The sequence below is a fragment of the Pseudoglutamicibacter albus genome (assembly GCF_022346425.1).
Classification (GTDB): Bacteria; Actinomycetota; Actinomycetes; order Actinomycetales; family Micrococcaceae; genus Pseudoglutamicibacter; species Pseudoglutamicibacter albus.
Genome location: NZ_JAKRCW010000001.1, coordinates 277,929 through 304,220 on the forward strand (window position 1 = coordinate 277,929; position 26,292 = coordinate 304,220).

The 26,292-nt window shown below is 61.7% G+C and carries 22 protein-coding genes; 11 read left to right on the forward strand and 11 right to left on the reverse strand.

Features of this window, described 5'->3' with window-relative positions:
* The first annotated feature begins 11 nt into the window (after positions 1-11).
* From MHJ63_RS01145 to MHJ63_RS01175, 7 genes are all read left to right on the forward strand, one after another.
* Positions 12-1,016, forward strand: coding sequence for an AraC-like ligand-binding domain-containing protein (locus MHJ63_RS01145; RefSeq protein ID WP_239445921.1), 1,005 nt, complete (start codon positions 12-14; stop codon positions 1,014-1,016).
* A 195-nt stretch (positions 1,017-1,211) separates the two neighbouring features.
* Complete coding sequence (locus MHJ63_RS01150; RefSeq protein ID WP_239445922.1) at positions 1,212-2,783, forward strand: APC family permease; 1,572 nt, start codon at positions 1,212-1,214, stop codon at positions 2,781-2,783.
* A gap of 202 nt (positions 2,784-2,985) precedes the next feature.
* The gene (locus MHJ63_RS01155; protein ID WP_239445923.1) at positions 2,986-4,416 is read left to right on the forward strand and encodes an aldehyde dehydrogenase family protein; all 1,431 of its coding nucleotides are present in this window, start codon (positions 2,986-2,988) and stop codon (positions 4,414-4,416) included.
* A gap of 384 nt (positions 4,417-4,800) precedes the next feature.
* Positions 4,801-5,790, forward strand: coding sequence for an ABC transporter substrate-binding protein (locus tag MHJ63_RS01160; RefSeq protein WP_239445924.1), 990 nt, complete (start codon positions 4,801-4,803; stop codon positions 5,788-5,790).
* A gap of 175 nt (positions 5,791-5,965) precedes the next feature.
* Positions 5,966-6,934: an ABC transporter permease gene (locus MHJ63_RS01165; protein WP_070508068.1), complete on the forward strand. Its 969-nt coding sequence runs from the start codon at positions 5,966-5,968 to the stop codon at positions 6,932-6,934.
* Between the two features lie 10 nt (positions 6,935-6,944).
* A complete protein-coding gene (locus MHJ63_RS01170) occupies positions 6,945-7,733 on the forward strand; it encodes an ABC transporter ATP-binding protein (RefSeq protein ID WP_239445925.1) in 789 nt (262 codons plus the stop codon).
* 112 nt (positions 7,734-7,845) lie between these two features.
* The gene (locus tag MHJ63_RS01175) at positions 7,846-8,772 is read left to right on the forward strand and encodes a cytochrome b/b6 domain-containing protein (protein ID WP_239445926.1); all 927 of its coding nucleotides are present in this window, start codon (positions 7,846-7,848) and stop codon (positions 8,770-8,772) included.
* Here MHJ63_RS01175 and MHJ63_RS01180 read toward each other — a convergent pair.
* The 3 genes from MHJ63_RS01180 to MHJ63_RS01190 all read right to left on the reverse strand — a co-directional run bounded on the left by MHJ63_RS01180 (position 8,769) and on the right by MHJ63_RS01190 (position 14,157).
* Positions 8,769-9,464: an HAD family hydrolase gene (locus tag MHJ63_RS01180; RefSeq protein WP_035756442.1), complete on the reverse strand. Its 696-nt coding sequence runs from the start codon at positions 9,462-9,464 to the stop codon at positions 8,769-8,771. The genes MHJ63_RS01175 and MHJ63_RS01180 overlap by 4 nt on opposite strands.
* A 231-nt stretch (positions 9,465-9,695) precedes the next feature.
* On the reverse strand, positions 9,696-13,019 hold the full coding sequence (locus MHJ63_RS01185) for a S8 family peptidase (protein ID WP_052048489.1): 3,324 nt from the start codon (positions 13,017-13,019) through the stop codon (positions 9,696-9,698).
* A 325-nt stretch (positions 13,020-13,344) separates the two neighbouring features.
* The gene (locus tag MHJ63_RS01190; protein ID WP_239445927.1) at positions 13,345-14,157 is read right to left on the reverse strand and encodes a hydroxymethylpyrimidine/phosphomethylpyrimidine kinase; all 813 of its coding nucleotides are present in this window, start codon (positions 14,155-14,157) and stop codon (positions 13,345-13,347) included.
* A 144-nt stretch (positions 14,158-14,301) separates the two neighbouring features.
* Between MHJ63_RS01190 and MHJ63_RS01195 the strand changes: the two genes are divergently transcribed.
* The gene (locus tag MHJ63_RS01195; protein WP_035756441.1) at positions 14,302-15,090 is read left to right on the forward strand and encodes a queuosine precursor transporter; all 789 of its coding nucleotides are present in this window, start codon (positions 14,302-14,304) and stop codon (positions 15,088-15,090) included.
* Between the two features lie 45 nt (positions 15,091-15,135).
* Here MHJ63_RS01195 and tgt read toward each other — a convergent pair whose 3' ends face one another.
* The 8 genes from tgt to MHJ63_RS01235 form a co-directional block, all read right to left on the reverse strand.
* Positions 15,136-16,347 (reverse strand): tRNA guanosine(34) transglycosylase Tgt, encoded by a 1,212-nt coding sequence (gene tgt / locus MHJ63_RS01200; RefSeq protein WP_052048537.1) that lies wholly within the window; start codon positions 16,345-16,347, stop codon positions 15,136-15,138.
* 151 nt (positions 16,348-16,498) lie between these two features.
* Positions 16,499-17,542, reverse strand: a complete 1,044-nt coding sequence (locus MHJ63_RS01205; RefSeq protein WP_035756439.1) for a DUF6707 family protein — start codon at positions 17,540-17,542, stop codon at positions 16,499-16,501.
* Positions 17,539-18,081, reverse strand: coding sequence for an NUDIX hydrolase family protein (locus MHJ63_RS01210; protein WP_035756437.1), 543 nt, complete (start codon positions 18,079-18,081; stop codon positions 17,539-17,541). Before MHJ63_RS01210 ends, MHJ63_RS01205 begins: the two co-directional genes overlap by 4 nt.
* A 98-nt stretch (positions 18,082-18,179) precedes the next feature.
* The gene (locus MHJ63_RS01215) at positions 18,180-19,283 is read right to left on the reverse strand and encodes an NADH:flavin oxidoreductase/NADH oxidase (RefSeq protein WP_232219296.1); all 1,104 of its coding nucleotides are present in this window, start codon (positions 19,281-19,283) and stop codon (positions 18,180-18,182) included.
* 138 nt (positions 19,284-19,421) lie between these two features.
* Entirely contained in the window at positions 19,422-20,165 is a 744-nt protein-coding gene (locus tag MHJ63_RS01220) for a glutamine amidotransferase (protein WP_035756435.1), read from the reverse strand.
* 121 nt (positions 20,166-20,286) lie between these two features.
* Positions 20,287-21,759 (reverse strand): MFS transporter, encoded by a 1,473-nt coding sequence (locus MHJ63_RS01225; RefSeq protein WP_035756433.1) that lies wholly within the window; start codon positions 21,757-21,759, stop codon positions 20,287-20,289.
* Positions 21,746-22,384, reverse strand: a complete 639-nt coding sequence (locus MHJ63_RS01230) for a DedA family protein (protein WP_070491797.1) — start codon at positions 22,382-22,384, stop codon at positions 21,746-21,748. The genes MHJ63_RS01225 and MHJ63_RS01230 overlap by 14 nt, the downstream gene beginning before the upstream one ends.
* On the reverse strand, positions 22,381-23,460 hold the full coding sequence (locus MHJ63_RS01235) for a pseudouridine synthase (protein WP_239445928.1): 1,080 nt from the start codon (positions 23,458-23,460) through the stop codon (positions 22,381-22,383). The genes MHJ63_RS01230 and MHJ63_RS01235 overlap by 4 nt, the downstream gene beginning before the upstream one ends.
* A 174-nt stretch (positions 23,461-23,634) precedes the next feature.
* On the opposite strand from MHJ63_RS01235, the gene MHJ63_RS01240 reads away from it, so the two are divergent.
* Genes MHJ63_RS01240 through MHJ63_RS01250 form a run of 3 tightly spaced genes read left to right on the forward strand, consistent with a single transcriptional unit; the run spans position 23,635 to position 26,290 of the window.
* Positions 23,635-24,441, forward strand: coding sequence for a metal ABC transporter ATP-binding protein (locus MHJ63_RS01240; RefSeq protein WP_239445929.1), 807 nt, complete (start codon positions 23,635-23,637; stop codon positions 24,439-24,441).
* A complete protein-coding gene (locus MHJ63_RS01245; RefSeq protein WP_239445930.1) occupies positions 24,438-25,274 on the forward strand; it encodes a metal ABC transporter permease in 837 nt (278 codons plus the stop codon). The genes MHJ63_RS01240 and MHJ63_RS01245 overlap by 4 nt, the downstream gene beginning before the upstream one ends.
* On the forward strand, positions 25,271-26,290 hold the full coding sequence (locus tag MHJ63_RS01250) for a metal ABC transporter solute-binding protein, Zn/Mn family (protein ID WP_239445931.1): 1,020 nt from the start codon (positions 25,271-25,273) through the stop codon (positions 26,288-26,290). The genes MHJ63_RS01245 and MHJ63_RS01250 overlap by 4 nt, the downstream gene beginning before the upstream one ends.
* Positions 26,291-26,292 lie beyond the last annotated feature (2 nt).

The window sequence follows — 26,292 nt, forward strand, 5'->3', positions numbered from 1 at the left end:
TTATGTGGCCTATGTCACCTACGCAGAAAACTGAGCCAGCCAACCGCGCTGGAACTCATCGCGCGATCACGGGCACGCCGATCACTCGCACGTTCGTCGAGTGGCAGCGGGCGTCGTCGCAGGCCTTCGTGCCGCTGCATGCTCACGCGACCCGCGGTGGCGACTTCAGCGGCAAGCTCACCAGCTTTCAGCACGCCGCCGCATCGGCCATCCGCATCGACGCATCCGCCCACGCTGTGGAACGCACCCCGGAGCTGATCTCCGCGGGCGGGGGAGGGATGCTCAAGTTCACCCTCCAAGAGGCGGGGCGCTCCTACCTGATCCAGGGAGGCCGCGAACTTGAACTGACCCCAGGGCGGCTCGCAGTCTATGACACCTCAGAGCCGTACACGATGGTCGTGGACGATGATTCGAGCATGCTCATCGTGATGCTCCCATACGCCCGCCTATCCGCCCCGGCCCGGAGCCTGACCGCGGTGGCGCTGGGCGAAAACGGCGGAATGTCCGATGTCGTGGCCCCGCTGCTTGCGGGACTTTCGCGCCGCATCGCACAGCAAGATGCCGCAGGCGGGCGGCAGGACGCGGCAGGGTTGGCGGCGTTGTGCGCCCATTCAGTGGGGCTGCTGGATGCGATGTGCCGTGACCAGGCCGAGCGGGACCTCGGCAGCGAAGCGATCGCGGACTCCGCGCTGGCGGCCGTGCGCGCCACGATCGAGGCGAAATTGCGCGACCCATCGTTGACCCCGGCCACACTCGCGCAGGCGCACTTCATGTCCGTGAGGCAGCTCTACACGATCTTCGAGCCGATGGGCGTGCCGGTAGCAACCTGGATTCGGACCCGCCGGCTCGAGGAAGCCCGCAAAGAAATCCAAGACCCCGCACACGCCTCGGTTCCCGTGTCTCATATCGGCGCGCGCTGGGGTTTCCCGGAAGCCGCGCACTTCTCGCGGGCCTTCAAAGCCGAATTCGGGCAAACCCCAACCCAAGCCCGCCAAAAAATGCGGGCGTCGCGCTGAGTACGTGGGCGCCGAGCTAGCCCCGGCGCTGAGCTGACTCTGCAAGGGAATGCAAGGCGTGTGCACGGGAATGCTAGCTGAGCTGGCCCTCACGCGAGCAAGATGGTGAGCTATATCACATGTTGTCCTTAGGCGGCCGCAGTCTCTTCCGTATCGAAGGTTCCCGCGGTCCCATCTTTTGAGTGAGGTGCCCTCATGACAGCTGAAACGACGGGGTCCGCTAAAACGCCGCACGTAATAGAGCCAGGTTCGCTGGACACCAGCACCAGCCGACAGCTCAACAGCGACGAACCGAATGGTCAGCCGCCGGCATCCAAGCGCATCGGGACGGTTTCGCTCGCGCTCATGATCATCGCAGCGTCCGCTCCGCTGACCGTGCTTGCAGGTGGCGTGAGCTCCAACTACGCCGTGACCGGCCTGCTCGGTGTCCCGCTGAGCTTCCTCATACTCGGCGTGGTCCTCGCGCTGTTCGCAGTCGGCTACGCAGCCCTATCAGCGCGCGTACGCACCGCCGGCGCTTTCTACGCATATGTGGCTCGCGGACTCGGCCGCGTCACCGGTGTTTCCGCTGCGTGGGTCGCGCTGCTGGCCTATAACGCGATGCAGGTCGGCATCTACGGAATGTTCGGCTTCGCATCGGCAGACACGTTCAACGCACTGTTCAGCATCGACGTCCCATGGTGGGTCTACGCGCTCGCCGGCTGGGTGATCGTGGGCATCCTCGGCGTCAACTCGGTAGACCTCTCCGCGAAGGTCCTCGGAATCCTCGTGGTCATCGAGTTCATCATCGTGATCATCTACGACATCTTCGCAGTCGTCGACGCACCAGCAGGCCTATCCGCTGACGGCTTCCAGTTCGGTGACTTCTTCGCACCAGGCGTGGGTGCGGTACTCGCGTTCTCGATGGCTGCGTTCATGGGTTTCGAATCCGGCTCCGTCTATGTCGAAGAGGTCAAGGACCCAGAAAACACGGTCCGCCGCGCAACCTTCGGCGCCGTGATCGCTGTAGCGATCTTCTACGCGATCTCCGCATGGGCCATGATCATGGCACTTGCCCCAGAAAACACCGTCGCAGAAGCTGGGGAACAAGGCCCAGGCGTGGTGTTCTCACTGCTCGGGGCGCACGTGCCGAACTTCCTAGTGGTCTTCGCCCAAGTCATGTTCGTGACCTCGCTCATCGCAGCTCTCATCTCCTTCCACAACGTCGTAGCCCGCTACCTGCGCACCCTGGCACGCGAAGGCGCGATGCCTAAGTTCCTCGCGATCTCACTCGGCCGCGGCCAAGCCCCAGCGCTAGGTTCCATCTGCCAGTCCTCGATCGCGCTCGCCGTGCTCATCGTCTTCGCTGTCGTCGGTTCAGGTTCGGAAGACCCGGTCATGTTCCCGGTCTTGACGCTGTTCACGTGGCTGACCAACCTCGGCTCTTTCGGTCTCATCGCGCTCATGGCTGTCACGAGCTTCGCGGCGATGGCCTACCTCGGAACCAACGCACGGGATCTCTCGATGTGGACCAGGTTCGTTGCCCCACTGCTTGCGGGCCTGAGCCTGAGCGGGATCGTGGTGCTCATCATCACGAACTTCTCCTTCCTCGTAGGAATCTCTGAGACGAGCCCACTGAACTGGATCCTCCCAGGCCTCGTTGTTCTTGCCGCACTCTTCGGTGGCATCTGGGCGGCATGGCTGCGCTCGGCCCACCCAGAGCGCTACCTCAAGCTCGGTGGCGGCGAGGCCGCGGAATTCGCATGGAGAACATCCACCCAGGAGTGAAAACGGCGCAATCGAAATCACAACGCAGCTGAAACCGCCACAACTGAAACCACAGTGCAACTGAAATCGCAGCGCACCTGAAAGTGATTCGCAGTGCGCGAAACGTTTCAGATCGTTCTTTCCCGCAAGCGCGGGATAGGTTTAAAGACATACACGTGAGACTCGCCTCACACCGCTGAGCCTCGTACAGACAAGGAGTGTCATGACTACCGAAAACGTCACCTACGCGACCGTCGAAGAACTTCGCGCGGCGTTCGATCTTCCAAGCGAGGGTCGTGAAATCAAGGACCCCGCAACGGGCGAACTTGTTGGCTACGCACCAGAACCAACCGTTGAGGACCTCGACCGCGCTGTGGTCAAGGCCCGTGAAGCGCAGAAGTCCTGGGCCGCTAAGTCCTTTGAGGAGCGCACCAACGTCATGATGGCTGTTGCCGATGCGCTCGATGAGAACGCCGAGCAGCTGGCTCAGTTGCTCTCCCGCGAGCAGGGCAAGCCGCTCAACGGCCCGAACGCCCGCTTCGAGGTCGGCGCGTGCTCCGCATGGCTGCGTGCGACCGCCGCGATCGAAGTCAAGCCAGAAGTGCTCTTCGATGATGAGTCCGGCAAGGCTGAACTGCACTGGCGCCCGCTCGGCGTGGTCGGTGCGGTTGGCCCGTGGAACTGGCCGATGATGATCACGATGTGGCAGATCGCCCCGAACCTCAAGATGGGCAACGCAACCGTGATCAAGCCATCCGAATACACCCCGCTTTCGGTGCTTGCGATGGTCAGCGTGATGAACCGTGTTCTGCCAGAAGGCCTCGTGCAGGTCATCGCTGGTGGCCGCGACGTAGGTGAGGCGTTCACCGCGCACAAGGACATCGACAAGATCATGTTCACCGGGTCGATCGAAACCGGTAAGGCGATCGCGAAGGCCTCCGCTGAAACCCTCAAGCGCGTAACGCTGGAACTCGGCGGTAATGACGCCGGCATCGTCCTCGATGACGTCGACCCGGCCGCTATCGCTGAAGACCTGTTCTGGGGCGCGTTCATCAACACCGGCCAGACCTGCGCGGCCCTGAAGCGCCTCTACGTTCCGGATTCGATCTATGACGAGGTTGTTGAGGAGCTGCGCAAGGTCGCTGAAGCGATGCCGATGGGCGTGGGCCTGGGCGAAGAGAACGTGCTCGGCCCGCTGCAGAACCAGATGCAGCTCGATGTGGTCAAGCGTTTGGTGCAGGCCGCCAAGGATGGTGGCGCGCGCATCGTGACCGGTGGGGAAGAACGCCCAGCTGATGAGGCTGGTTTCTTCTACCCAGCCACCCTGGTTGCTGATATCGACAACGACAACCCGCTGGTCGCTGAAGAGCAGTTCGGCCCGGCTCTGCCGATCATTCGTTACACGGATGTTGAGGAGGCCATCGAGATGGCCAACGGGCTTGAGGTGGGCCTCGGCTCCTCCGTGTGGTCCTCGAACCGTGAGCGTGCGCTCGAGGTCGCCAACCGCCTCGAGGCAGGCACCACCTGGATCAACAAGCACGGTGCGATCGACCCGCGCATGCCGTTCGGTGGCGCGAAGCAGTCCGGCTATGGCGTCGAGTTCGCTCTGGAAGGCCTCAAGGAGGTCGCCCAGCCGCACGTCATCAACTACTGATCGCGTGGCTCGGCGCACGCTAGTTGGACGGCGTAGCTAGGCGGCGCCGGCACGGCTAGGTTGCATGCAGGCCGATGCGGTGTAGGCGCCGTTTGCGCCGCACGTGAGCGCATACAAAAGGGGTTTTAGGGAACCGGAAGAGGATCCCTAAAACCCCTTTCTATGCCTCAACGGTGATTTAGCTGTGCTTAATGAAAGCTATGAAAAGTGATGTAGCGCATATTCGATCTGGAAATTTGGGTACAATCAACCATCATCAAGAACAGTTCGTCCAAGGAATCCTGGAGATAAGCTTCAATCTTTCGAAAACGGCTGATCCTTGGCGAACCTATGTGACAAAGTTCACATCACACTCTCCTCTTTGACACGACGGGAAGTAAAACTATGAAGCGCACTCGCGTAGCATCCCTTGCGGCAGTAGCCGCGATCGCAGCTCTCGGGCTCTCGGCCTGCTCCGGTGACGGCTCGGGTAGTGGAGGTTCCGGAGGCTCCGGCGGTGAAAAGAAGAAGGTCGACATCGTCCAGTTCGTAAAGCACCCGTCGCTTGACGCAGCGAACAAGGGCTTCCAGAAGGGCCTGAAGGACAACGGTATCGACGCTGAGATCAAGGAATACAACGCACAGGGCGAAGCCGCGAACAACGCCCAGATTGGTTCCCAGGTCGCAACCAGCAAGTCTGACCTGATCCTCGCTATCGCGACCCCGAGCGCACAGGTGCTCTCGCAGGCAGTCAAGAACCGCCCGATCCTCTTCACCGCGGTCACTGACCCGGTTGACTCGCAGCTCGTCGATTCGCTTGAGAAACCAGGCAAGAACGTCACCGGAACCTCGGACGCCAACCCGGTCAAGGAACAGCTCGAACTGCTGAAGCAGATCGACCCAGACGCCAAGAAGATCGGCATCGTCTACTCCTCGGCAGAGCAGAACTCCAAGGTTCAGGTTGACTGGGCTCAAGATGCTGCTAGCGAGCTCGGACTGACCGTGGAAACCAAGGCGATCTCCGCGTCCTCCGAGGTATCCCAAGCCGCAAGCTCCATGAACGTTGACGCGTTCTACGTGCCAACTGACAACATGGTTGTCGCCTCCCTGGAATCCCTCCTGAAGGTCGCAGAGAACAAGAAGATCCCAGCGATCGCCGCTGAAGGGGATTCCGTCAAGCGTGGCGCAACCGCAACCGTGGGTATCAACTACGAAAAGCTCGGTGAACAGACCGGCGCGATGGCCGCGAAGGTCCTCAAGGGTGAAGCTAAGCCAGAAGACATGGCAGTTGAAACCCAGGAGGAATACGACCTCTACGTCAACGAGACCTCCGCAAAGAAGTCCGGCATCGAACTTCCAAAGGAACTCGTAGAGAAGGCAGCCGAAAAGTACTGATCCCCTCCACGGATCACACACCCTGACGTGAAGCTCGGCCCGCCCACCTAACTTCACTGAAGACAACAGCGGCGGTGCAGGGAGCAGTACACAGCCCTCTGCACCGCCGAACTGTGAGAACATCACCACGCACGCAGGAGCACACACCATGTTTTTCAGCGACATGCTGGAGCAGATGCCTTCCGCAATGGAGCTCGGACTGATCTATGCCATCGCAGCCCTCGGGGTCTACCTGACCTTTCGCGTCCTCGGTTTCCCTGACCTGACCGTCGACGGTTCCTTCACTACCGGCGGCGCCACCGCGGCAACCGCCATCGTTGCTGGCATGCCGCCGTGGCTCGCGATGGTCATGGCGTTCTGCGCTGGCGCTATCGCGGGCGCTTTGACCGGCATTCTGCACACCAAAGGTAAGATCGACGGCCTTCTCGCGTCCATCATCATGATGATCGCGCTGTACTCGATCAACCTGCACATCATGGACAACTCGGCCGCCAAGCCGCTCCTCGGTGAAGAAACCATCCTGACCCCGCTCGAAGAAAACGGCCTGCTGCGTGACGACTGGGGAGGGTCCGGCCTGATGCTCCTCGGTGTTTTGGGGATCTCGTTCCTGCTCATCTGGTTCCTGCACACCCGCACGGGTCTCGCGTTGCGTGCAACCGGTAACAACAGCCAGATGGCAACCTCGTTCCGCGTCAACACGGACAACCAGAAGATCCTAGGGCTTGCGATCTCCAACGGCCTGGTCGCGGTCTCAGGCTCGATGCTCGCCCAGTACCAGGCGATCGCGGACGCGACGATGGGTATCGGCTTGATCGTGATCGGCCTGGCTTCCGTGATTGTTGGCCAGGCGATCTTCGGTCAGCGTCGCGTATGGCAAGCGGTGCTCGCGTGTGTTGCAGGTGCGATCATCTACCGTCTGGTTCTGCAGATCGCGCTCGGTGCCGGCTTGCCGTCCTCGGACATGAAGCTCGCCTCTGCGGTGCTCGTGGTGGTCGCACTGCTGCTGCCGCGGCTTGAGATTTTCAAGAAGCTCAAGGCACGTAAGATGCGCCGCGAACAAGCCGAGGTCGAATCCGGCCTCCCAGACGATACAGACACCCACGCCGATGCCGCGGGCACTGCACGCGCAGACGCTCAGGCATAAGGAGAGAAACATGCTTGAAATTCAGAACCTCTCCCGCACGTTCTTCCCGGGAACCGTCAACGAACGTAAAGCCCTGCGCAACATCAACCTGACCCTCAAGAACGGTGACTTCGTGACCGTGATCGGTTCCAACGGTGCAGGGAAGTCGACGCTGTTGAATATGATCGGCGGGCGCTTGCGCCCCGACACCGGCAAGGTTGTGATCAACGGCAAGGACGTCACCAAGATCAAGGAGCACAAACGGGCCTTGTGGGTTTCGCGGGTGTTCCAGGACCCGATGGCCGGAACCGCCCCGGAGCTCACGATCGAAGAGAACCTCTCGGTCGCGGTCTCCCGCGTTCGCAACCGCGGGCTACAGTTGGCGGTATCCGGTAAGGACCGCGCACAGTTTAGGACCGCGTTGGAAACTCTCGAGCTCGGCCTCGAGAACCGCATGAGGACCCCGGTCGGGCTGCTGTCCGGTGGTCAGCGTCAGGCTCTCAGCCTGCTCATGGCGACCATGACGCATCCGCAGATCCTACTGCTGGATGAGCACACCGCGGCACTGGATCCGCAGCGTGCGGCGCTCGTATCGCGCCTGACAGGCGAAATCGTGGAACGCGATCAGCTCACCACACTCATGGTGACCCACAACATGGAACAAGCAATCCAGTTGGGCAACAGGCTGATCATGATGCACGACGGCCAGATCATCCTCGAACTCGACGGCGAAGCCAAGAAGAACGCAACCGTCTCCAGCCTGCTCGCAGAGTTCGACAAGATCGGTGGAGAACTTTCCGACCGCGCGCTGCTTGCCTAACAACGGACGAGGTGGCGCAGACGAGGCAACTGGCGCGGATAGTGCTGTGGTACTTCGCGGATGATGCCGTGGTATTTACTGACCGAGCGTGCGGCGCGGTATCTTGAGGAGTATGCCCACACAGTCTGTTAAGCGTGGCCAACGCGCGGCCAAGAACCCCGCCATCACCATCGGTGCGCTGGTGCTCGGTGCGATCGTTGTCGTAGCGGTCCTGGTGCTTGCTGCCCGCGGCCTGCGGAGCCTCGACGCGGTTGAAGAGTTCATTCAACGCTACCCAGGAACCTCTAAGCCGCCGGCGTTCAGCGAGCCAGGGTTCCCGTTGTGGGTGCGTATTACGCACTACCTGAACTTCCTATTCATCCTGCTCTTGATGCGTTCGGGCATGCAGAAACGGGCGATCGGCGCACGCAAGCATCCCGCGTACTGGACCCCGAACAAGCGTGGCGGACGTAAGATCCCGTTCTTGCTGTGGTGGCACCAGTTCGTGGATGTTCTGTGGGTCGCCAACGGCATCGTCTATGTTGTGTTGCTGTTCGCCACCGGGCGCTGGGGCCGGATGGTGCCGACCAGTTGGGACGTGTTCCCGAACGCGATTTCCGCTGGCTTGCAGTATCTTTCGCTTGATTGGCCTCTGACTGAATCGTGGGCGGCCTATAACTCGCTGCAGCTTTTGGCGTACTTCGTGATCGTGTTCATCGCAGCGCCGCTTGCGATCATCTCCGGCTTGCGGCTTTCCAGTTTCTGGCCTAAGGATGCTCCACGCTTGAACAAGATCGTCTCAGCCAAGGCTGCGCGCGGTCTGCACTTCCCGGTCATCCTCGTGTTCATTGCCTTCGTGGTGTTCCATGTGTTCCTCGTGTTCACCACCGGGATGCGGCAGAACCTCAACCACATGTTCGCAGGTACCGCCGATACCTCGTGGGTCGGTTTCTGGGGCTTCGTGATCTCGACCGTGATCGCCGTCGGCTTGACGGCTGCCGCGACCACGCCGGTTCTGCGGCCGATCGCCGCAACCCACGGCAAAGTCACGACGCGTTAGTTCGCGGTCGCGTGAACCAACGCGATGATTTCTGCAAGCCGCGCAGGCGTCATACCGGTGAGGGTTTCGCGGATGATGAGCCCGTCGCGTCCGGTGATCGCCGCGGTGTGTGGGATGCCGAGGGTCGCCAGCCCCGCGTTGACGGCGGAGGTTGTTCCGGGTGTTGAGTCTTCGATCGCGATGACCCGCTCTGCAGGTAGCTCTAGCCCCGTGGCTTCACGCAGCAAGCGTAGGCCCTGAAGGTAGGGTTCAGGTTCTGGCTTGTGCGGATGCACCGTGTCTCCCGTGACTATCGCCTGGAAGGGGTTGTGTCCCAGCACCTCGATGAAAGCGCTCGAAAGAGGCGTCTCAGACATCGTGACCAGCGCTTGCGGAACACCCGCCTCGCTCAGCGCCTCAAGCAGTTCGCGGGCGCCTGGCCGCCACGGGATGCCGTGTTCACGCACACCGGCGGCAACTTCGGTGATGAGGTGGTCGATGATCTGGCGAACAGACAAATCGAGCCCGGCCTGCCGCATCTTCTCAGCCGCAACCGGTAGGGAAGCCCCTACGAAATCTTCGACGTCCTGTTGCGTCCACGGGGCGCCCGCCCGCTGCATCAGTGAGATCTCAGCCCGGCCCCACAGTGGATCGGAATCGATGAGGGTTCCGTCCATGTCCCACAAGACTGCCGCTGGTACCTGATTGCTCACGTGTCACTCTCATTCGCGTTCTAGCCGCCGATGCGGTGGTGTGGTTCCCGTTCGGCCTGCCCCAATTCTAGTGAAGGCAAAGCCTATTGGAAGGCCCGGTTAAAGCTCTGCGGGGGTATGGGTTGAATTCCCATACCCCCGCAGTCAGTGGTGGCCAAGCGCTAGTTCACGTTCGTGATCCCTATGCGCTGATGCGCCAGCGTTCTCTTGCCAATGATTCAGTGCAAGTGGTTACTTGCCTGGGATCACCTGTGCGCGAGAACCCTTCTGCTTGTCGTTGCCACCCTTGAGGTTGCCGGTGCGGTTGTTCAGGTGCAGAACCAGGAGATCCTTGGCTGCGTCATTGACCAGAACTGGTGCGGCCGAGCCCTGAACCGAGGTGACGAGCAGGCCGTCGGTGCGGTTAGCGATAGCTGGCTTGGTTGCATCGAACTCGATCCAGTCGGTCTCATCAACCGCGGCGAGGCGGCCGTCCTCGTCAACGTTGTAACGGGACCACGAGCTGACCTTGTAACGCAGCTTTGAGGCCTCGTCCTTGGTGAGTCCAAGTTCCTTGAGGGCTACCGGGAATACTGCAACGTTCGAATCGAAGGTTGCTGGGTCCTGGTTACCAACGAGGTCATTGACTGGACGCAGGTCTATGTCCTTACCGGTGTCCGAGTGGACGGTAGCTACGAGGTCCAGATCGAGCGTGTTGATACGAGTGTTGAACATCTCGTAGTCAGCCTTGCCGTCACCGTCGATGTCGAGCTCGATGTTGAACTCGGTAGCGGTGGACATGCGTGCCCAGTTGCCCCACGTGGAGATACCGATACCCAAGACCGCGTCATCCAAACCGGTGACTGGTGCGGTCGTGGTTGCACCTACGTACTGCAGGTCCATTTCGCGGCCGCCTGGAACCTTGTCGAGCTCCTTGCCCTGTCGGTCAGAGGTTGCACCGAGTTCGAGGAGCGCTGCCTTCGAGATGAAGGCCTCGTTGCGGGAGCCGGAGTCGGCGTCTGCGCCGCGGAAGCGGACGGTGCCGCGGTCGCCGCGTACCTTGGCCAGCTGAGCGGTAGCGTTACCGGCTGGCTTAGGTGCCGAGGTGACAGGGACGCGCAGGGTTGGCTGGGTCGAGGAGGTGAACTCGACGCGGCCGGTGGTGTCTGCCACGTATGCACGTGGCAGGTCCATCTGCATCGCGTCCATGGTTGGGTCCATGGTGCGGGTCATCGCGTTCTTATCGAAGGACACGGTGACCTTGACGTGTGCGACGCCCTTGGAAGGAACCGAGACGCGGTCCTTATCGAGGGAAACCTTGACACCCTTCTGCTGGGTTGCGCCCTTGTAGGCGACGTTGTAGGTCTGCGCACGGGTGGTCAGGTTGCGCACCTCGATCGTCTTGGTGACGGAATCGGTGTCCTTCACAACCTCAACTACCCCGAAGTTCGCGGAGACGAGGTCCTTGCGGTCCTTGTCGTAAGCGATGACCGGGGTCTTCAACGCAGCATCAGCCATGACACGGCCGGAACCAACACGGTTAGGGCTGTAGATGTTCTTGCCCTTCTTGATGTCGGCTGCCGCGGTGTTCATCACGATGTTCTTGATCTCGGTTGGGCTGTAGTTGCCGTTAGCCGCGACCAGCGCAGCAACACCTGCGGTGTATGGGGTAGCCATCGAGGTACCGGTCATGGTCAGAGCGCCGTTACCCATCGCGACACCTGCGGAAGGAATCGAGGTACCTGGTGCTGCAATGTCTGGCTTCACAACGGAATCCGAGCCGTGCAGACCACGCGAAGAGGACGCAGCCAGGGTGTCGAGAGCGTTCGTGTTGATCGACATCGAAGACGTCTTATCAGGATCAACGGTGACCTCGAGCTCGCCCTTCTTAGCGGCATCGAGCAGAGCCTCGGAGCCGGACTTAGTCAGCTGAACGCCTGGGATCTTCGAGTTACCGGCGATACCGGCGGAGAAGACTTCGTTAGGGGCGTCCAAGACAATGCCTTTAGCTCCTGCGGCGGTTGCGTTGTCGAAGCGGGCCTTGGAGCCGCATTCGAAGGTCTCACCAGTTGGGTCATCCGACCAGTGCAACCATACCCACTTGCCCTTCAGTGAATCATCGCCGGTGAGCGCGGAGCAACCGGTGGTCTTAGGGCCGGCCTTAGGGACGACAACCTGACCGGACTCTGGCTTCTCCCATGGGTAGGAGCCGGAGAGCTGGCCTGGGTAGTCCTTAGCGAGGTTCTTAGGCTTGGTCACAGTGATCGCGTCAGCCGCGGCCTGAGAACCCACCGAGTTAGCGACGGTGAGAGCGGATGCGGCAACGCCTGGCGCGCCACCGATGTCGGTGATGTCGCCGGAGTTACCGGAAGCGATGACGGTCAGGATGCCTTGATCGGTGAGCGCGTTGACCATGTCTGCTTCAGGGTCATCGGCCGGGCTGTTGGTCGAGCCCAGCGACATGTTGACGATCTGTGCACGGTCAGAGAAGTCGCCGTCGCCGTTCGGGTCGAGCACGCGGTCGAGTGCCTCGCCGACAACGTTGGTCGAGCCTTCGCAACCGAACACACGCAGGCCAACGATGCCGGCTTCCGGAGCGGCGCCCGGGCCGATGCGCATAGCGTTGACGAGGTCATCGTTGAGGGACTGGTAGTCGCCGCGGAAGGTCTTGCCGTCCTTATCGACGCCGTAGCCGGCAGCGGTTCCCGCTACGTGGGTTCCGTGGCCGCCGATTTCGCAGTCAAGCGGGTTGGAGTCTGGCTGAGGCCAGGAGAAGAAAGAAGCCGCGTTATAGTCATCGCCAACGAGGTCCCAGCCGCCCTTGTACTTCTTAGGGTCGTAGAGGCCGGACTTCGCGGATGGCATGTCGTTGGAAGCCTTAGCTTCCTTGTAGGCTTCCTTGGTGCCTGGGCCACCGAAAGCTGCGTGGGTGTAGTCCACGCCGGAGTCGATGACAGCGATCGTGACACCCTTACCGGTCTGGTGCTGTGCCGCCCAAGCCTGGACTGCGCCGGTGTCGATGACGGTGCCCTTGTTTTCACGGGTCTTCGGGATGATCGCGGAGATCTTCACGACGTCGTCACGCTTTGCGAGATCACGCAGACGGCTCGCTTCACCCTGGAGGGCTACACCTGGCAGAGCGTTCGTGGTCTTGTAGAGGACCTTGGACTGGGACTGCTGTGCAGCCGAATCAGCCTTGGACTGGATTTCCTTGCGGACCTGGCGGACCTTAGCAACGTTCTTGACAGGGCGCTTCTTGCCGGTACGAACCTGGACTGGCTGGGAGAGTTCGTAAGCACCCTTGCCAGTGAACTGAACGTAGACGGAAGCCTGACCTTCCATGTCGGCCAGTGAGCCCTGGATCTTCAGCTTGGCCAGCTTGTCTAGGTCAAGGTCAGAAGGCTTGAGCTTATTCTTATCTACCTTGTCCTTGCTCTGGCTGAGCGAGTCTGATTTGGCTGCTGGGTTCATAAATGACGATGCGTTAGCGGCTGGGATTGACCCCATAGTTAACGCAGCACCCACAGCCAGCGCGGCGGCACCGCGTGCAACGCGGCGCGTTTTGCTGTTTTTCAAGAGAGCTCCTCAAGAGTGCTTTGAGTATTGTGAATAGATTTGTGTTGATGGGAACAAGGCTGTGAACATCATGTGCGTAATGTCACATCAACACTGATGAGATTTCTCTAAACCGCGAGTAATGTCAAGGCGAATTTATGATTCTATGCAAAGGCTATGAAAAGGCTGTGGTGTAGCCAAGATAGTTTACGTGTCACTTTTATCAAAAACCCCGACTTTCCAGGTTTTTGCCTGTGAAGCCTGAGAAAGCCGGGGTTTATTCGTATACGAAATGTTGCAAGAACTTTTTGCTCACAAACAGCTCCCGCACAGCCTCGTATTAGAGTCAGCGCAGCCCGCCCTGCCACAAGGCATCGAACGGAAGCTGCGAAGACACCCGCTGGTGGATGCCGCGGGTCACGAAGTCCTTGGCCTCGCGTGCCGCGTCAAGTGGGGAGCGGCCCCGAGCCAGCAGTGCGGCGACGGCGGCAGCCAATGAGCAACCGGCCCCGGAGACTGCGTGATCGCCGACCTTAGGGGTCGCGAGAACCTCGAATTCGCCTCCGTTATAGAACACATCCACAGCGTCCGGGCCGTCCATACGGACCCCACCCTTGGCGAGTACCGCGGCACCAGACTTTTCATGGATGACCTGCGCGGCTTTCTTGAGGCCCTCGATATCCGTGACCTCAAAACCGGCCAGGGTTGAAGCCTCGAACAGGTTAGGGGTCACGAACGTAGCCTTCGGAAGGAGCTTGGCAATCAAAGCCTGGTCAGTATCCAAAGCCGCGCCCGGCTCCTGGCCCTTGCAGATCAGCACCGGGTCCAAGACGACGTTGTCCCACTCCTGGCGCTCGAGCGCGCCCGCGACGGTCTCGATGGTCTGCGGGGTGCCCATCATGCCGAGCTTCACGGTACGTAGCTTGCCCTCATACGAGGTCTGCGAGGCCTCAAGCTGGTCGGCAATCACCTGCGGATCGATCGGTACGAAACGGTGGTTCCAATCATCCTTCGGGTCGAAAGAGACGATGCACGTGAGCCCTGCGATACCGAAAACACCGAGCTCCTGGAACGTCTTCAGGTCAGCCTGGGCGCCCGCACCGCCGGTGGCCTCAGAACCTGCGATGGTCAATACGATGGGAGGATTCTCAAAACTCATAGTCATATCGTAAAACCACGCACAGTCACGATCCGGCAAACCAGTCACTGGTCGTGCCAAAATAGGTCGGGAACTTTCATGTTTCGTAGCAACCCGGTGGTGGCAGGACCGGGCCGCGCAACACCATTCCGTTGAAGGAGAGCTATGCCTACCCGGCCCGAAACCAACCCTGCCAATGAAACCAACCCGGCTAGTGACACCAACGCTGCCCAGGACGCCGTCTTCGCCAGCCCCGTAACGGAGGCGACCCGTGAGCGGCGGGCGGTTTTCGCATCGACCGGTTCACGTTTCTATCCCACCATTTTGGCCCTCATGGGCCTCGTGTTCGTGCTCAGCAACATTGGCGCGAGCAAGGGCGTTGAACTGTTCGGGTTGGTGACCGACGGCGGATTCTTCCTCTTCCCGCTGGCCTACATTCTGGGGGACGTGGTCTCCGAGGTCTATGGGTGGAAAGCCTCGCGCCGGGCCATCATCACAACCTTCATCTTCGGTGCGCTCGCGGTGCTGACGTTCCAGGCGATCATCGCTCTGCCTTCTGCGAGCTTCTATGAGGGCCAGGAAGCGCTCGCAGCGACCTTGGGGCCGGTATGGCAGATCGTGCTGGCCTCCCTTCTAGGTTTCATGGCGGGCCAGCTTTCGAACGCGCTCATCATCGTGTGGCTCAAGCGCCGCCACGGCGAGCGCGGTCTGTTGTTGCGCATCCTGGGTTCTTCGGGTGTTGGTGAGGCGCTGGATACGCTGATCTTCTGCTCGATTGCCGCCCCTGTGATCGGGATCGATTCGTTCGGGGTGTTCCTGCAGTACTTTGTGATTGGTTTCTGCTGGAAGCTCGGTGTGGAGGTCGTGTTCTCGCCGGTGACGGTTGTGGTGATCAAGCTGGTGAAGCGGTATGAGCCGAGCTACCCGAAGAATAACGACGTCACGGCCGCCTAGCGCTCTGCCGCTGAGTTAGCGGGGCTGTTGAGTTAGCTGGGCGGCTTAGCTGGCGAGCCCGTCGGGGGAGCCGTGGCCTCCGTAGTAGTTGCTCAAGACGGTGTGCTTGTACGCCTCGTAGGTTCCGTTCTCGATCGCTTCGCGGGCGCGGTCCACGAGCCTCACGGTGAAGGCGAGGTTGTGGATCGAGATGAGCGTGTGGCTGAGCATCTCTTTGGCCTTGTAGAGGTGGTGGATGTAGGCGCGGGTGTAGGTGGTGCAGGTCGCGCATTCACAGCCGGGCTGTAGTGGGCGGAAGTCTTCGCGGAAGCGTCGGTTGGAGAGGTTGTAGCGGCCATAGTCGGTGTAGAACGCCGAGTTGCGGGCTACGCGGGTAGGGGAGACGCAGTCGAAGGTGTCCGCGCCGTTTTCGATGGCCCACAGCACATCGTCTGGTTCGGAGATGCCCAGCAGGTGGCGCGGCTTATTCTCGGGTAGTTCTTCGGCGCACCAGCCCACGATGGTCCCGAGATTTTCCTTCTCGAGTGCTCCGCCGATCCCGAAGCCGTCGAAAGGCATAGCTGCGAGGTCTTGGCAGGCTTGGCGGCGCAGGTCTTCGTATTGGGCGCCCTGGATCACGCCGAAGAGTGCTTGGTATGGGCGGTGGGCGCGTTCATCGGTGAGGCGGAAGTGTTCGATGATGCAACGTTCAGCCCAGCGGCGGGTTCGTTCGAGGGATTCGATCTGGTACCGGCGGGAATTGTGCAGCGTGGTGAGCTCGTCGAAAGCGAACATGATGTCCGCGCCGAGGCCGTGCTGGACCTGCATCGAAATCTCGGGTGTGAAGCGGTGTTTATCGCCGTTGATGTGGGAGGTGAACCACACGCCGTCGTCATCGACGTTAGCCATGCGTTCATGCCCGGGCGCTACCGCATCGTCGGCTCCACCACCCACGGCGGCGCCGTCGGAACCCATGTCGATGACCTTCTTGAAGCCTGAGCCGAGGCTCATGACTTGGAAGCCGCCCGAGTCGGTGAAGGTCGGCCCATCCCAGCCCATGAACTCACCCAAGCCGCCCGCGGCGTCCACGATCTCATGCCCTGGCTGCAGATAGAGGTGGTACGCGTTGGATAGCACGGTTTGCGCGCCAAGCTCTTTGACATCGCGGGGGAGCACTGCCTTGACGGTGGCTTTAGTGCCGACTACCACGAACGCGGGCGTGGCGATGTCGCCGTGCGGGGTGCGGATCACGCCGGTACGGCCGCGCCCATTGGCCATGCGGGTGCCCACGGTGAAACCGAATTCGGAGTGCCGCTCATGCCCCGCTGGAAGCTCAGGCTTGACGTAATCAGCCGAGGGCGCGTGGCTGGCTGCAGCGGAGCGCTTGCTAGCACGAACCGAGCGCTGGCTAGAACCAACCGAGCGCTTGCTAGTTCGATCGGAATGTGGCGTGCTGTTGGGCGGCGTGGCGTTCAGCGGCGTGTTGGTGGGTGGAGTGGTGTTCACGGGGTTCTCCTGATGCGGCGCGGATGATCGGTAGCTCGCGTTCGATCAACGCAATGAAGTCGGGGCGTTCGCGCTCAAACGCTAAACGGTATGCGGTGGTGACCATGAGCGACTTCAGCCGGCTCCACCGGAATTCGAGCTCTAGGGGTGCGTTGAGGCTGTCGCGGGCGCGCTGTATTTCGCGGTCGTATAACGATGCGTGCTCAAGCTGGCGGCGGTGAATCTCACGCGCGGTGCCCGGCAGGGTAGCGATGAGTGCTTCCTCGCCGCCCTTGAGTTGCTGCGCGTAGCCGGTGGCGGCATCGTGGTCTGCGGCTTGGCGGGCAAGCCAGCACGCGAGCGCGAGCCCGTAGCGTGTGGGGAGCCAGCGTGTTGCGTTGTCCTCGAAGGATTGTTGGGTGAGCACGTTGAGGATAGGCCACACGAATTCGGTGTCTTCATACACCACAGCCAGCTGGAAAGCGGCCCACACGAGGCTATCGAGGTGGGATCCAGCACGAGTGTTGATGCCGGGTGCCACACGCAGCGCAGCACTGAGCAACTGCGCGTCCTTGCGGTGGGCCTTGGCGGCCTCAACGAGTGCGGCTTCCGCGGAACCTTCCTCGACAGGCACCGCCAACAGCTCATCGATTCCGGGGCCCAGGTTGCGTTCGGTGAAAACCCGGATGGTCGAATTGATCGCCACGGTTGCACGCGAGCCGTCTTCCAGCACCACATCCACGTAGGCGTCAGTCCCGAAGGAGTCCTTCACGACCCTCGCGGACTGGACCGGCTCCGAAGGCAGGCCGGAACGGTGCATGAAACGGTCACCCTTGGTGATATTGCGGGCGGGGATCGCTTGGCGGTGCCGCGGGAAACGCCCATCGAAATGCACGGTTGCCGCATGGGATGGGGACCCCGCCTGCGCTTGCGCCGCCGCCTGCGTTTGGGCCGTCTGCGCCTGCGCCGTTGATTGTGTTTGGCTCACCGTCCCCACCCCACGTAGGCGAGCGCTTGGTGGATGATCTGCCCACGGCCTCCGGTGAATTCGGCTTGAACGCTTTCTGAGAGGGCCTCTTCTGGGGTCAGCCAGGACAGTTCGAGCGCGTCTTGGCGTGGGTTGCACTCGCCTTGCACCGGAATCACGTAGGTGAGTGCGACGGCGTGCTGCCGTTCGTCAGTGAGCCCGGTTTCGGAGGGGGACGGGAAGTATTCCGCAACCGAGAACGGGGTGAGCGAGGCTGGCAACGACGGCATCGCAAGCGGGCCGAGGTCCTTTTCGAGGTTGCGCATCAAGGCCGCGCGGATCGTCTCGCGGTACATGACACGGCCGGAGACGAAGGTCCGCTCGAACTGGCCTTCATCCGTGGTCGTGTAGAGCAGGCCGACCTCGGAAACGTAGCCCATCGGGTCCACACGCACGGGAATCGCTTGCACGTAGACGATCGGTAGCCGGCGTCGGGCCTCGTACAGGTCCTCTTCTGATAGCCAGCCTGGGTTTGGGTCCGGGGTCCGTACAGCGCTCATAGTCTTTGTCTACCTCACTGTGTGTCTGGTTGCCAGCCTCGCCCGGGGCATTGTCGCTTTGTTCTCAAACAGCGTGAGAGCGTAGCCGTGCGTTTTCGCTAGCGCATCCCGAGCCAGTAAGCCTCCGATGCGGGGTTATTTTCAACGCGTACGCGCAACGAACGTGCGGCGACGGCCGCCCAGTGAGGGTTGCGCAGGGCCTCACGCCCGATGCTGGTGGCGTCGGCTTGGCCGCTAGCGACGATCGTTTCGGCTTGGGCGGGTTCGGTGATGAGCCCTACCGTGCTGACCACGGCCTGTTCGGCCGGTAACGCTTGTCGTAACGCGGCTGCCAGCTGAACCTGGTAGCCGGCCCCGACCGGGATGACTTTAGGATCCGGATGGATCCCGCCGGATGAGATGTCAAACCACGTCACACCGGCGTCCTCCAGCAGCCGACGGGCGAGCTCGACCGTGTCCTGTAATGTCACGCCGCCTTCGACCCAGTCGGTTGCGGACAAGCGGATCCCCAGAGGCTTATGCGCAGGCCACACTTCACGCACCGCGGATGCGACCTCGAGTGCGAACCGTGCCCGGTCGCGGCCGTATTCATCCTCACGTTGATTGGTCAGTGGCGAGAAGAACTCGTGGATCAGGTAGCCGTGCGCCCCGTGGATCTGCACCGCGTCATAGCCAGCTTGATCCGCTCGGCGTGCCGCTTCACGGAACGCGGCGATAACCTCTTGGATGTCCTCAGCGGTCATCTCGCGAGGGGTGAACAGGCCGGGCTGGATCGGTTCAGAACCGGGCGCGATGACCTCCCATGCGCGGTCCTCACCCAGGGTCCCGCGGGGCTCGTCACGCAAGTTGGGGTAGGTTGCGGCTTTACCGCCCGCGTGCCCCAGCTGAACCGCTGCGGCCGCGCCTTGAGCGCGCATGAACTCCGCCATTGTGCGGTGGCCTTCGATCTGTTCATCCGACCACAGCCCGAGGTCCTGATCAGAGATCCGTCCGCGTGCCTCGACCGCCGTGGATTCGACCGTGACGAGGCCGAAACCGCCGGTCGCGAACGCGCCGTAATGCACCAGGTGCCACGGCTGCGGAACCCCGGTGCGAGGCGCGTAGTACTGGCACATCGGTGAGACAAACGCGCGGTTGCGTAGAGTGAGCCCCGCACCGTGCGGGGCGGGGATGGTCAGCTCGGTGAACAGTGTGGATGCCACGGCACTCCTTCGACAACTGATGAACGGTTGGCAGGCCCAGGGCTGGTGCATGCCCCGGCGGGCGTGAGGATTTCAGCGGGTGTGAGGGGTCCAGCATGGTACAGGCCTGGCGTATATAGAACGTGTGGGTGCGTACGTCTAGCGCGGGAGGTAGGTCTCCGCGAAGTTCGCCAGGATACGGTGCGCTGCGGTCACGTCCGCGTTGCGTGCCAGGTGAGCGATCGCATCGAAATCTTCCGGATCGAAATAGCCGTTTTCACGGTAGGCCTCGATGCGCCCGATGAGCCCGTCCGGGTCCAGTTCGGGGTGGAACTGGGTCGCATAAATGTTGTTCTTGAGCTTATACATCTGGACCGGTGCGGGGTCCGATGTGGCAAGCAACACCGCCTCGGCCGGCAGCTTGGTCGTAGACTCCTTGTGGCCTACGAACGCATCGAAATGCGGGTCAACGCCAGAAAGTACTGGGTCAGCGATACCTTCCGGAGTGAGGCTGATGTGGGAGATGCCCGCAGGTTCTGAATACGTGCGGTCAACCACCGCGCCGGAGGCCAACCCGAGCACACCCACCCCGTAACACAAACCAAGGAACGGGAGGTCTTTCTCGATCACGACCCCCAGCACTCGCGCGAGTTCTTCCTCAACACGGATCTGGGTTTCGCTTCGATCAACATCGGTTGAGGTGAATGGGCTCCCGCCAAGAACCAGAGCCGAATAGCGTTGATGCCACGTGTTCTCAAAACCGGCCGGTAGCGGCGCGGCTTCAAGCCGGAACCGTTCAACATCGCCCGCTTCAAGTCCGGACAGCCGCACGAACGCCTCGTATTCGGCGTCCGCCAAGGCGTCTTCCGGGCGGGTCTGCAACAGCAGGAATGGTGCGCTCATCAGCCCATCCTTTCACGTATGAGATCAAGCAGGCGCGGCGCCGACGCGAAGCCGTGCCAGGCTAGCGAGTGAGCCAGGCTAGCCGGCGGCCAGGCTCGATACTGCGACGCAGGTTCGCGCGTTAGCTGCTGCGGCGCAGGTTGGCGTCGATGGCTGCTTCTTTGACTCGGATGTCGTTGCGTCGCGTGGTCGCTGCGATCAGCGTACATGCTGCCGCGAGCCCTGCCACCAGGATGAGCCCTACATGGAAACCCAACGTAACGATGTGGGCGATGATGAGCCACGCCGCACCCCAACCGAAGGCAACCGGCGCCCACAGGCGCCCACGTTCCGTGAATGAGGCGAGGAACACGGGGATGCACGCTACAGCGAGGGTCGCTGGCGCCCAGAGCGCTTGCGGTGGCAGCGACCATCCGGCCGCGGTTGCGGCCGCGCTTGCGGTCCATGCGGCCATGAAGGCGCCGGCGCCGAGACTCAGCTCAGTGGGGAGGTCGGTTTCGTAATACTCACGATGCGTGCGCGCGGTGAGCAGGTTGAGCCGCCGCACTGCTTCCGCGGCCAGAGCGGTCCACAGGACCGCACAGACGGCGGCAAGCCACCACAAACCCGCCATCGCGGAGCCGACCCAGCCGGCCAGCGCCGCCGAGGTCACAGCCGTTAACCAGCCTGTGCTGCGTTGGCGGCGGGCTGAATGTTGATTGCGTTTCCATGAGAAAGCGCTCGCGGTGAGGAGCCCTAAAGCAGCAACCGGAACCAGAGCTATACCTGGAACCAGCGGCGCGAGTTCAACACGCGCATCGGCATGCGTTATGAGTCCAGCCGGCACTCCTTTGCTGAAGAGCGCGAGGCTCGCCACGAAAGCGACGAGTGAGACAACCGTTGCCGTGATGCGCCGGAACAGATCGTGCGGGCGTGGCTCAGGCGCTGGCGAAAACTCTGGCAGGTTATACGGCAACACAACAGTCTGCGGGGCCTGCTCCTGTGCAGTCGTTGATGCCGGCCTGCGGGACACCGCGATGGGAACATACTCGGTCGGTGAATAGTCCGGGTCATTGTGGCGCTCGTTCTGCAGGCGCAAGGCCTCACGGGCCTCCCACACGCTCTCCTCGAGGGTCAACTCACGCGGTGCTTCCTCGACCGCCTCAGGTTCCTCGAGCTCTTCAGATTCCGCCGCGATCTCGTCCGGTTCATCAATCGCCTCTGGCGTAGAGGGAACGTCCGCCTCTGGCGTAGCCGGGACGTCTGGCGCTGGAGGAACGCCCAGCGCAGGTGGAACGCCCAGGGCTGGAGGGCCGTCTGGGGCAGCAGGTGCTTCAGGTGCTTCGTCCGTCTTTTTGCTGCTCCGTTCGCGGGAAGCCTGTGCCGCAGCGGCGCGACGTTCGGTTTCGGCGTTCGTGTCATCCACATCGAACGGTTCATCACGTTCAGGGAAACGCAACGTCTCAGGCCGGATCTGAGCCGGAAAATAGAGGGTCTCGCCGTAGCCTTCTACGTTCTCGTCCGCGCGCCCACCCTGGCCCTCGCCGGAATCCTGGGCGCCAGAACTGTCCCGAGCAGACTCAACCTGCTCATCAGAGCGGTCACTTTTCTTCACGGGATTGTTCCAACGGGACGGAAGCTGCACTAACGGCTCCTCGAAGTCGACGGCGGCGTTTGTGCGTCCACACGAGGGGGACTACCCCCAAAACACTACCGATAATCATGCCTAGAATCGCGGAACTCCACGCCGGCAACCCCAGAAGCGAGTGCAGAATTCCGCCAAGGGTAATCATATATAAGACCCACAAGGTGGAGCCCACACATGAAGACCACCACACCAGGGACCACCGTAGTTTCGACAAGCCCGCGCCAACGCACGCGACGGTACGGCCGCCCGATATGAACCGCAAGCCCACCAAAACAGAGAAACTGCCCGCAGAACCAAGCGAACCCGCCGCGGAGTCCGCGCTCTGCAGTAACCGGCGGCCCCATCGTCGTTTGTTAAGCCACCCGTGGCGCGTACGCACTACCCACGTGAGCCACACCTCACCCAGCACATGCCCGATCACCGTGACCGCGGCAGCGAGTGGCCCGTTGATAATTCCCTGCCCCGTCAACGCTGGGATGGCTAGAGCGAACAGCTCCTGCGGGATCAGCGGGAACGCGGCATCCAACACTTGAGCCAAGAACGTGCCGAGATAGAACCACGTACCCCACGCGTTCGGATCGAAAAGGTTCACGGCCGGCCGTCCTGCGTGACGGAGCGGTGTTTTGTGGAGGAGTAGTGCTGTGCAGGGGAGCTGTCCTGCGTGACGGAGCTGTCCTGCGTAGGGATGGTGAGTGGGCCTAGGGTGAGGCGTTGCTGGGTTGTGAAGGAGCGCGGCTGGCCCGTGAGAGGGTCAGTGAACCTGATGGTGTGGGCTAATAGCTGCAGGGGCTCATCGTGGTTGTCCGGGGCGTCATCCAGCAGGTAGGGGTAGTGCTGATCTCCGATGATCCCGGAATCCAGCTGGGCAAGATGCACGCGCAACTGGTGGGTGCGGCCGGTTACCGGCGAGAGGTCCCACAAGCAGACGCCCTCGCCGCGGCGGTTGAGGCCATAGGCGGCAAGGCGGATGCGGGTGACGGCGTTGGGAGGAAACTGGTCGAGGCGATGGAGGCGCACCACGATCTCGCCGCGGACCTTCTTGATATGGCTGCGGACGGTGAAGGGCAGGCGGGTTCCACCCAGGGCGGGATGTTGCGGATCCCAGCCGGGCGGGGTCAACGTGACGGCTTGATATTTCTTGGTGATTTCGCGGCGCTCAAACATGGTTTGGTAGGCGCCGCGGGTCGCTGGATTGATCGAGAACATGACCACACCGGCTGTTGCGCGGTCGAGCCGGTGGATCGGCACGAGGTCATCGATCCCCAGCTGGACTCTCAGCCGAGCCAGTGCAGATTCGCGCACGTACCGGCCGCCCGGGGTCATCGGCAGGAAATGCGGTTTATCCACCACCAGCAGGTCCGCATCGCGATGGATCACGCGGCAATAGAACGGGATGTGTTCCTCGTTAGGGGAGTCCCGGTAATACCAAATGAATTCGTGCGCGCCCAGCGGGGTCTCCGGGGTGACGCGACTGCCATCGACCGCGGCAACCTCACCGTGAGCGAAGCGGCGGCGCAACCCTTCAGCGTCGATGTGCCCAAAACGAGCCAGCGTGTATTCCTGAATGGTCTCCCACGGGCCGGTGGTCGGTACGCGAAGGCGGGTCGCGTTGATGCCGTTTCTCACCGGTAGCGGGGACTGCTTATAAGAGGAAGGTTTGAAGCTCATGCGTTTCAGGACTGGATGTGTGAACTACACAGAATGTGTGAAATACCTTGCCCATTCTTGCAGGCCTTGCTGGGGTAGCTGCGTTACGGCGGCGCTTTAGGCGCCACAGAAAAGTTAAGGTAGCTTAACAATTGCCGGGGTATGTTGAAACACCAGGCTGACGAGGAGGACACCATGCAAACAGCCGATGCGGTGCGCATCGAAGAGCTGACCGTGCGCTACGGACGCAACACCATCTTGAGCAACGTCAACCTCAGTATCCCCGCAGGACGCATGGTGGGGGTCATGGGCCCCAACGGCGCCGGTAAATCCACCCTCGTCAAAGCGTGCCTGGGGCTCATTCCGCGAGCCACAGGCCGCATCGTCATCAACGGCAAAAGCCTTGACGAGGTGCGCGGCGAGGTCGCCTACATCCCCCAACGCACCACAAGCGACTGGGACTTCCCAATCACCGTTCTGGAAACCGCGGTGCTCGGAAGCTATCCGCGGCTACGCACCTTTCAACGGCCCAGCCGAGCCGACCGCGAACGCGCCCGCGAATGCCTCGATGCGGTCGGGATGAACGAGTACGCCACAACCCAGCTAAGGGAACTCTCCGGAGGCCAAGCCCAACGCGTCTTCACCGCGCGAGCCCTCATGCAAGAGGCCACCGTGTTCTTCCTCGACGAGCCTTTCGTGGGTATCGACGCCGCATCCCAGGCCCGCATCACACACATCCTCAAGCAACGCGTCGCCCACGGCGCGACCGTCATCGTGGTCCACCACGACCTCAACAACGCACGCCTCATCTTCGACGACATCGTGCTCGTCAACCGCCGTATCATCGCCAACGGAGCCACAGCCGCGATCTTCACCGGAGACAACCTCTCCGCAACCTACGGGCCCGACATCATCACCTACGCGCCAGCGCTACTGGGCGGCGCAGCGCACAGCGGCAGCGACGTTACCGGTACCGGCGGCGGGGAGAACGAGAACCTATGACCTTCATCAACGACCTTTTCGAATACACATTCCTCGCCCGCGCACTCTTCACCGCAAGCGTTGTGGGGCTCGTGTGCGGGGTCATCGGTAGCTTCATCATCCTGCGGGGACTCTCACTCATGGGGGATGCGATCTCCCACGCCGTGCTGCCGGGGATCGCGCTCGCGTTCATGTTCGACGTCTCATTCTTCGTGGGGGCGCTCGCCGCAGGGCTGCTCGCGGCGTTCGGGATCGGCGTGGTCTCGACCACCACAACGCTCAAACGTGACACCTCGATCGGGATCGTGTTCACCGCGTTCCTCGCGTTCGGCATCATCTTGCTCTCCAACACGACCGCGACGTTCTCACTGACCGATGTATTGTTCGGCAACGTGCTCGCGGTGCGGAAGCAAGACATGTGGCTTGCCGTGGTGATCGGCGCGGTTGTGTGCGCGGGGGTCTTGTTGTTCTATAAACAGCTGAAGATCACGACGTTCGACCCGGTTCTCGCTGATTCTTACGGGGTTCCCGTCAAGGCCGTGCATTACGGCGTTCTGGTTGCGCTTGCGCTCGTGACGGTCGCGTCCGTGCAGACCGTGGGCGTGATCCTTGTGGTCGCATTGCTCATCACACCCGCCGCGACCGCTTATCTGCTGACCACCCGGTTGCCGAGCATGATCGCGGTGTCCGCGCTCATCGGCGTCATAGCGGCTGCCGGCGGGATGTACTTGTCCGTGAGGTTCAACATCGTGTCCGGGCCGGCCATAGTGCTCACTGCATTCACCATGTTCACGCTCGCATACCTCTTCGCGCCACGCACCGGCGTCGTTACGAAAGCGATCGCTGGGCGATGACGCGGAAAGTGACTTTCAAAGCGGTGCTTGCTGCCATCGCGGTGGCGTTGCTTGCCGTGACAGGTTGTAGCGTGGTTCCGCGAGACGAGGCCGGTAGTGGCGCCGGGTTCGGTGGTGACGGCAAGTTCAACGTCGTGACGAGTTTTTCTGTTCTCGAGGACATGACGCGGCAGATCGGCGGGGAGCACGTGAATGTCTATAACCTCGTTCCGGTGGGGCAGGACCCGCACGAATACGAGCTCCGTCCTGCCGACACGACTCACGCTCAAGATGCTGACCTGCTGATTTCCAGCGGCATGAATCTAGAGGGCGGGGAGGACGGCTGGATCAGCCGGCTCATGAACGCCGTGGACCTGGACACCAGCCAACACGTGGAGGCGACCCGCGGCATCAAACCGCTCTACATCAGCGACGGGGTGGAACAGGGCGAAGCGGCCGATGCGGGTGCTGGCGGCGATGCGGACGCTGATGGCCAGGGCGAGGACGAGGTCAATCCGCATGTTTTTGTTGACCCGGCTAACGGGGCGAAGATGGCGGAGAACGTCGCTGAGGCCCTGATCCGGGCGGACCCGGAGCACGCCGCTGACTATCGTGCCAACCGGGACGCCTACGTTGGGCGCATCAACGAGTTGGCGGGCAGCTATGACGAACTGTTCGCAGGCGTCGCGGAGGACGACCGGATCATCGTGACAAGCGAGCGTGCGTTCCAGTATCTAGCAAAGCGTTACGGGCTTGCCGAAGGCTACATCTGGCTGATCGATACGGAGGACGCGGGTAGTCCCGAGCAGCTGAAGCGTGCCGTGGATTTTGTGCGGGAGCATCGGCCGCCGGCGCTGTTTGTGGAGACGAACGTCAATCAGCGGCCTATGGAGACTGTGTCGGAGGAGACCGGTGTGCCGATCGCAGGAACCCTGTACTCGGATGAACTCGGCGCACCAGGCACTCCCGCGGGGACGTATATCGGTTTCCTTGAACACAACCTTGAAAGCCTGACCCGCGGGCTCGGTGAACAGTAGGG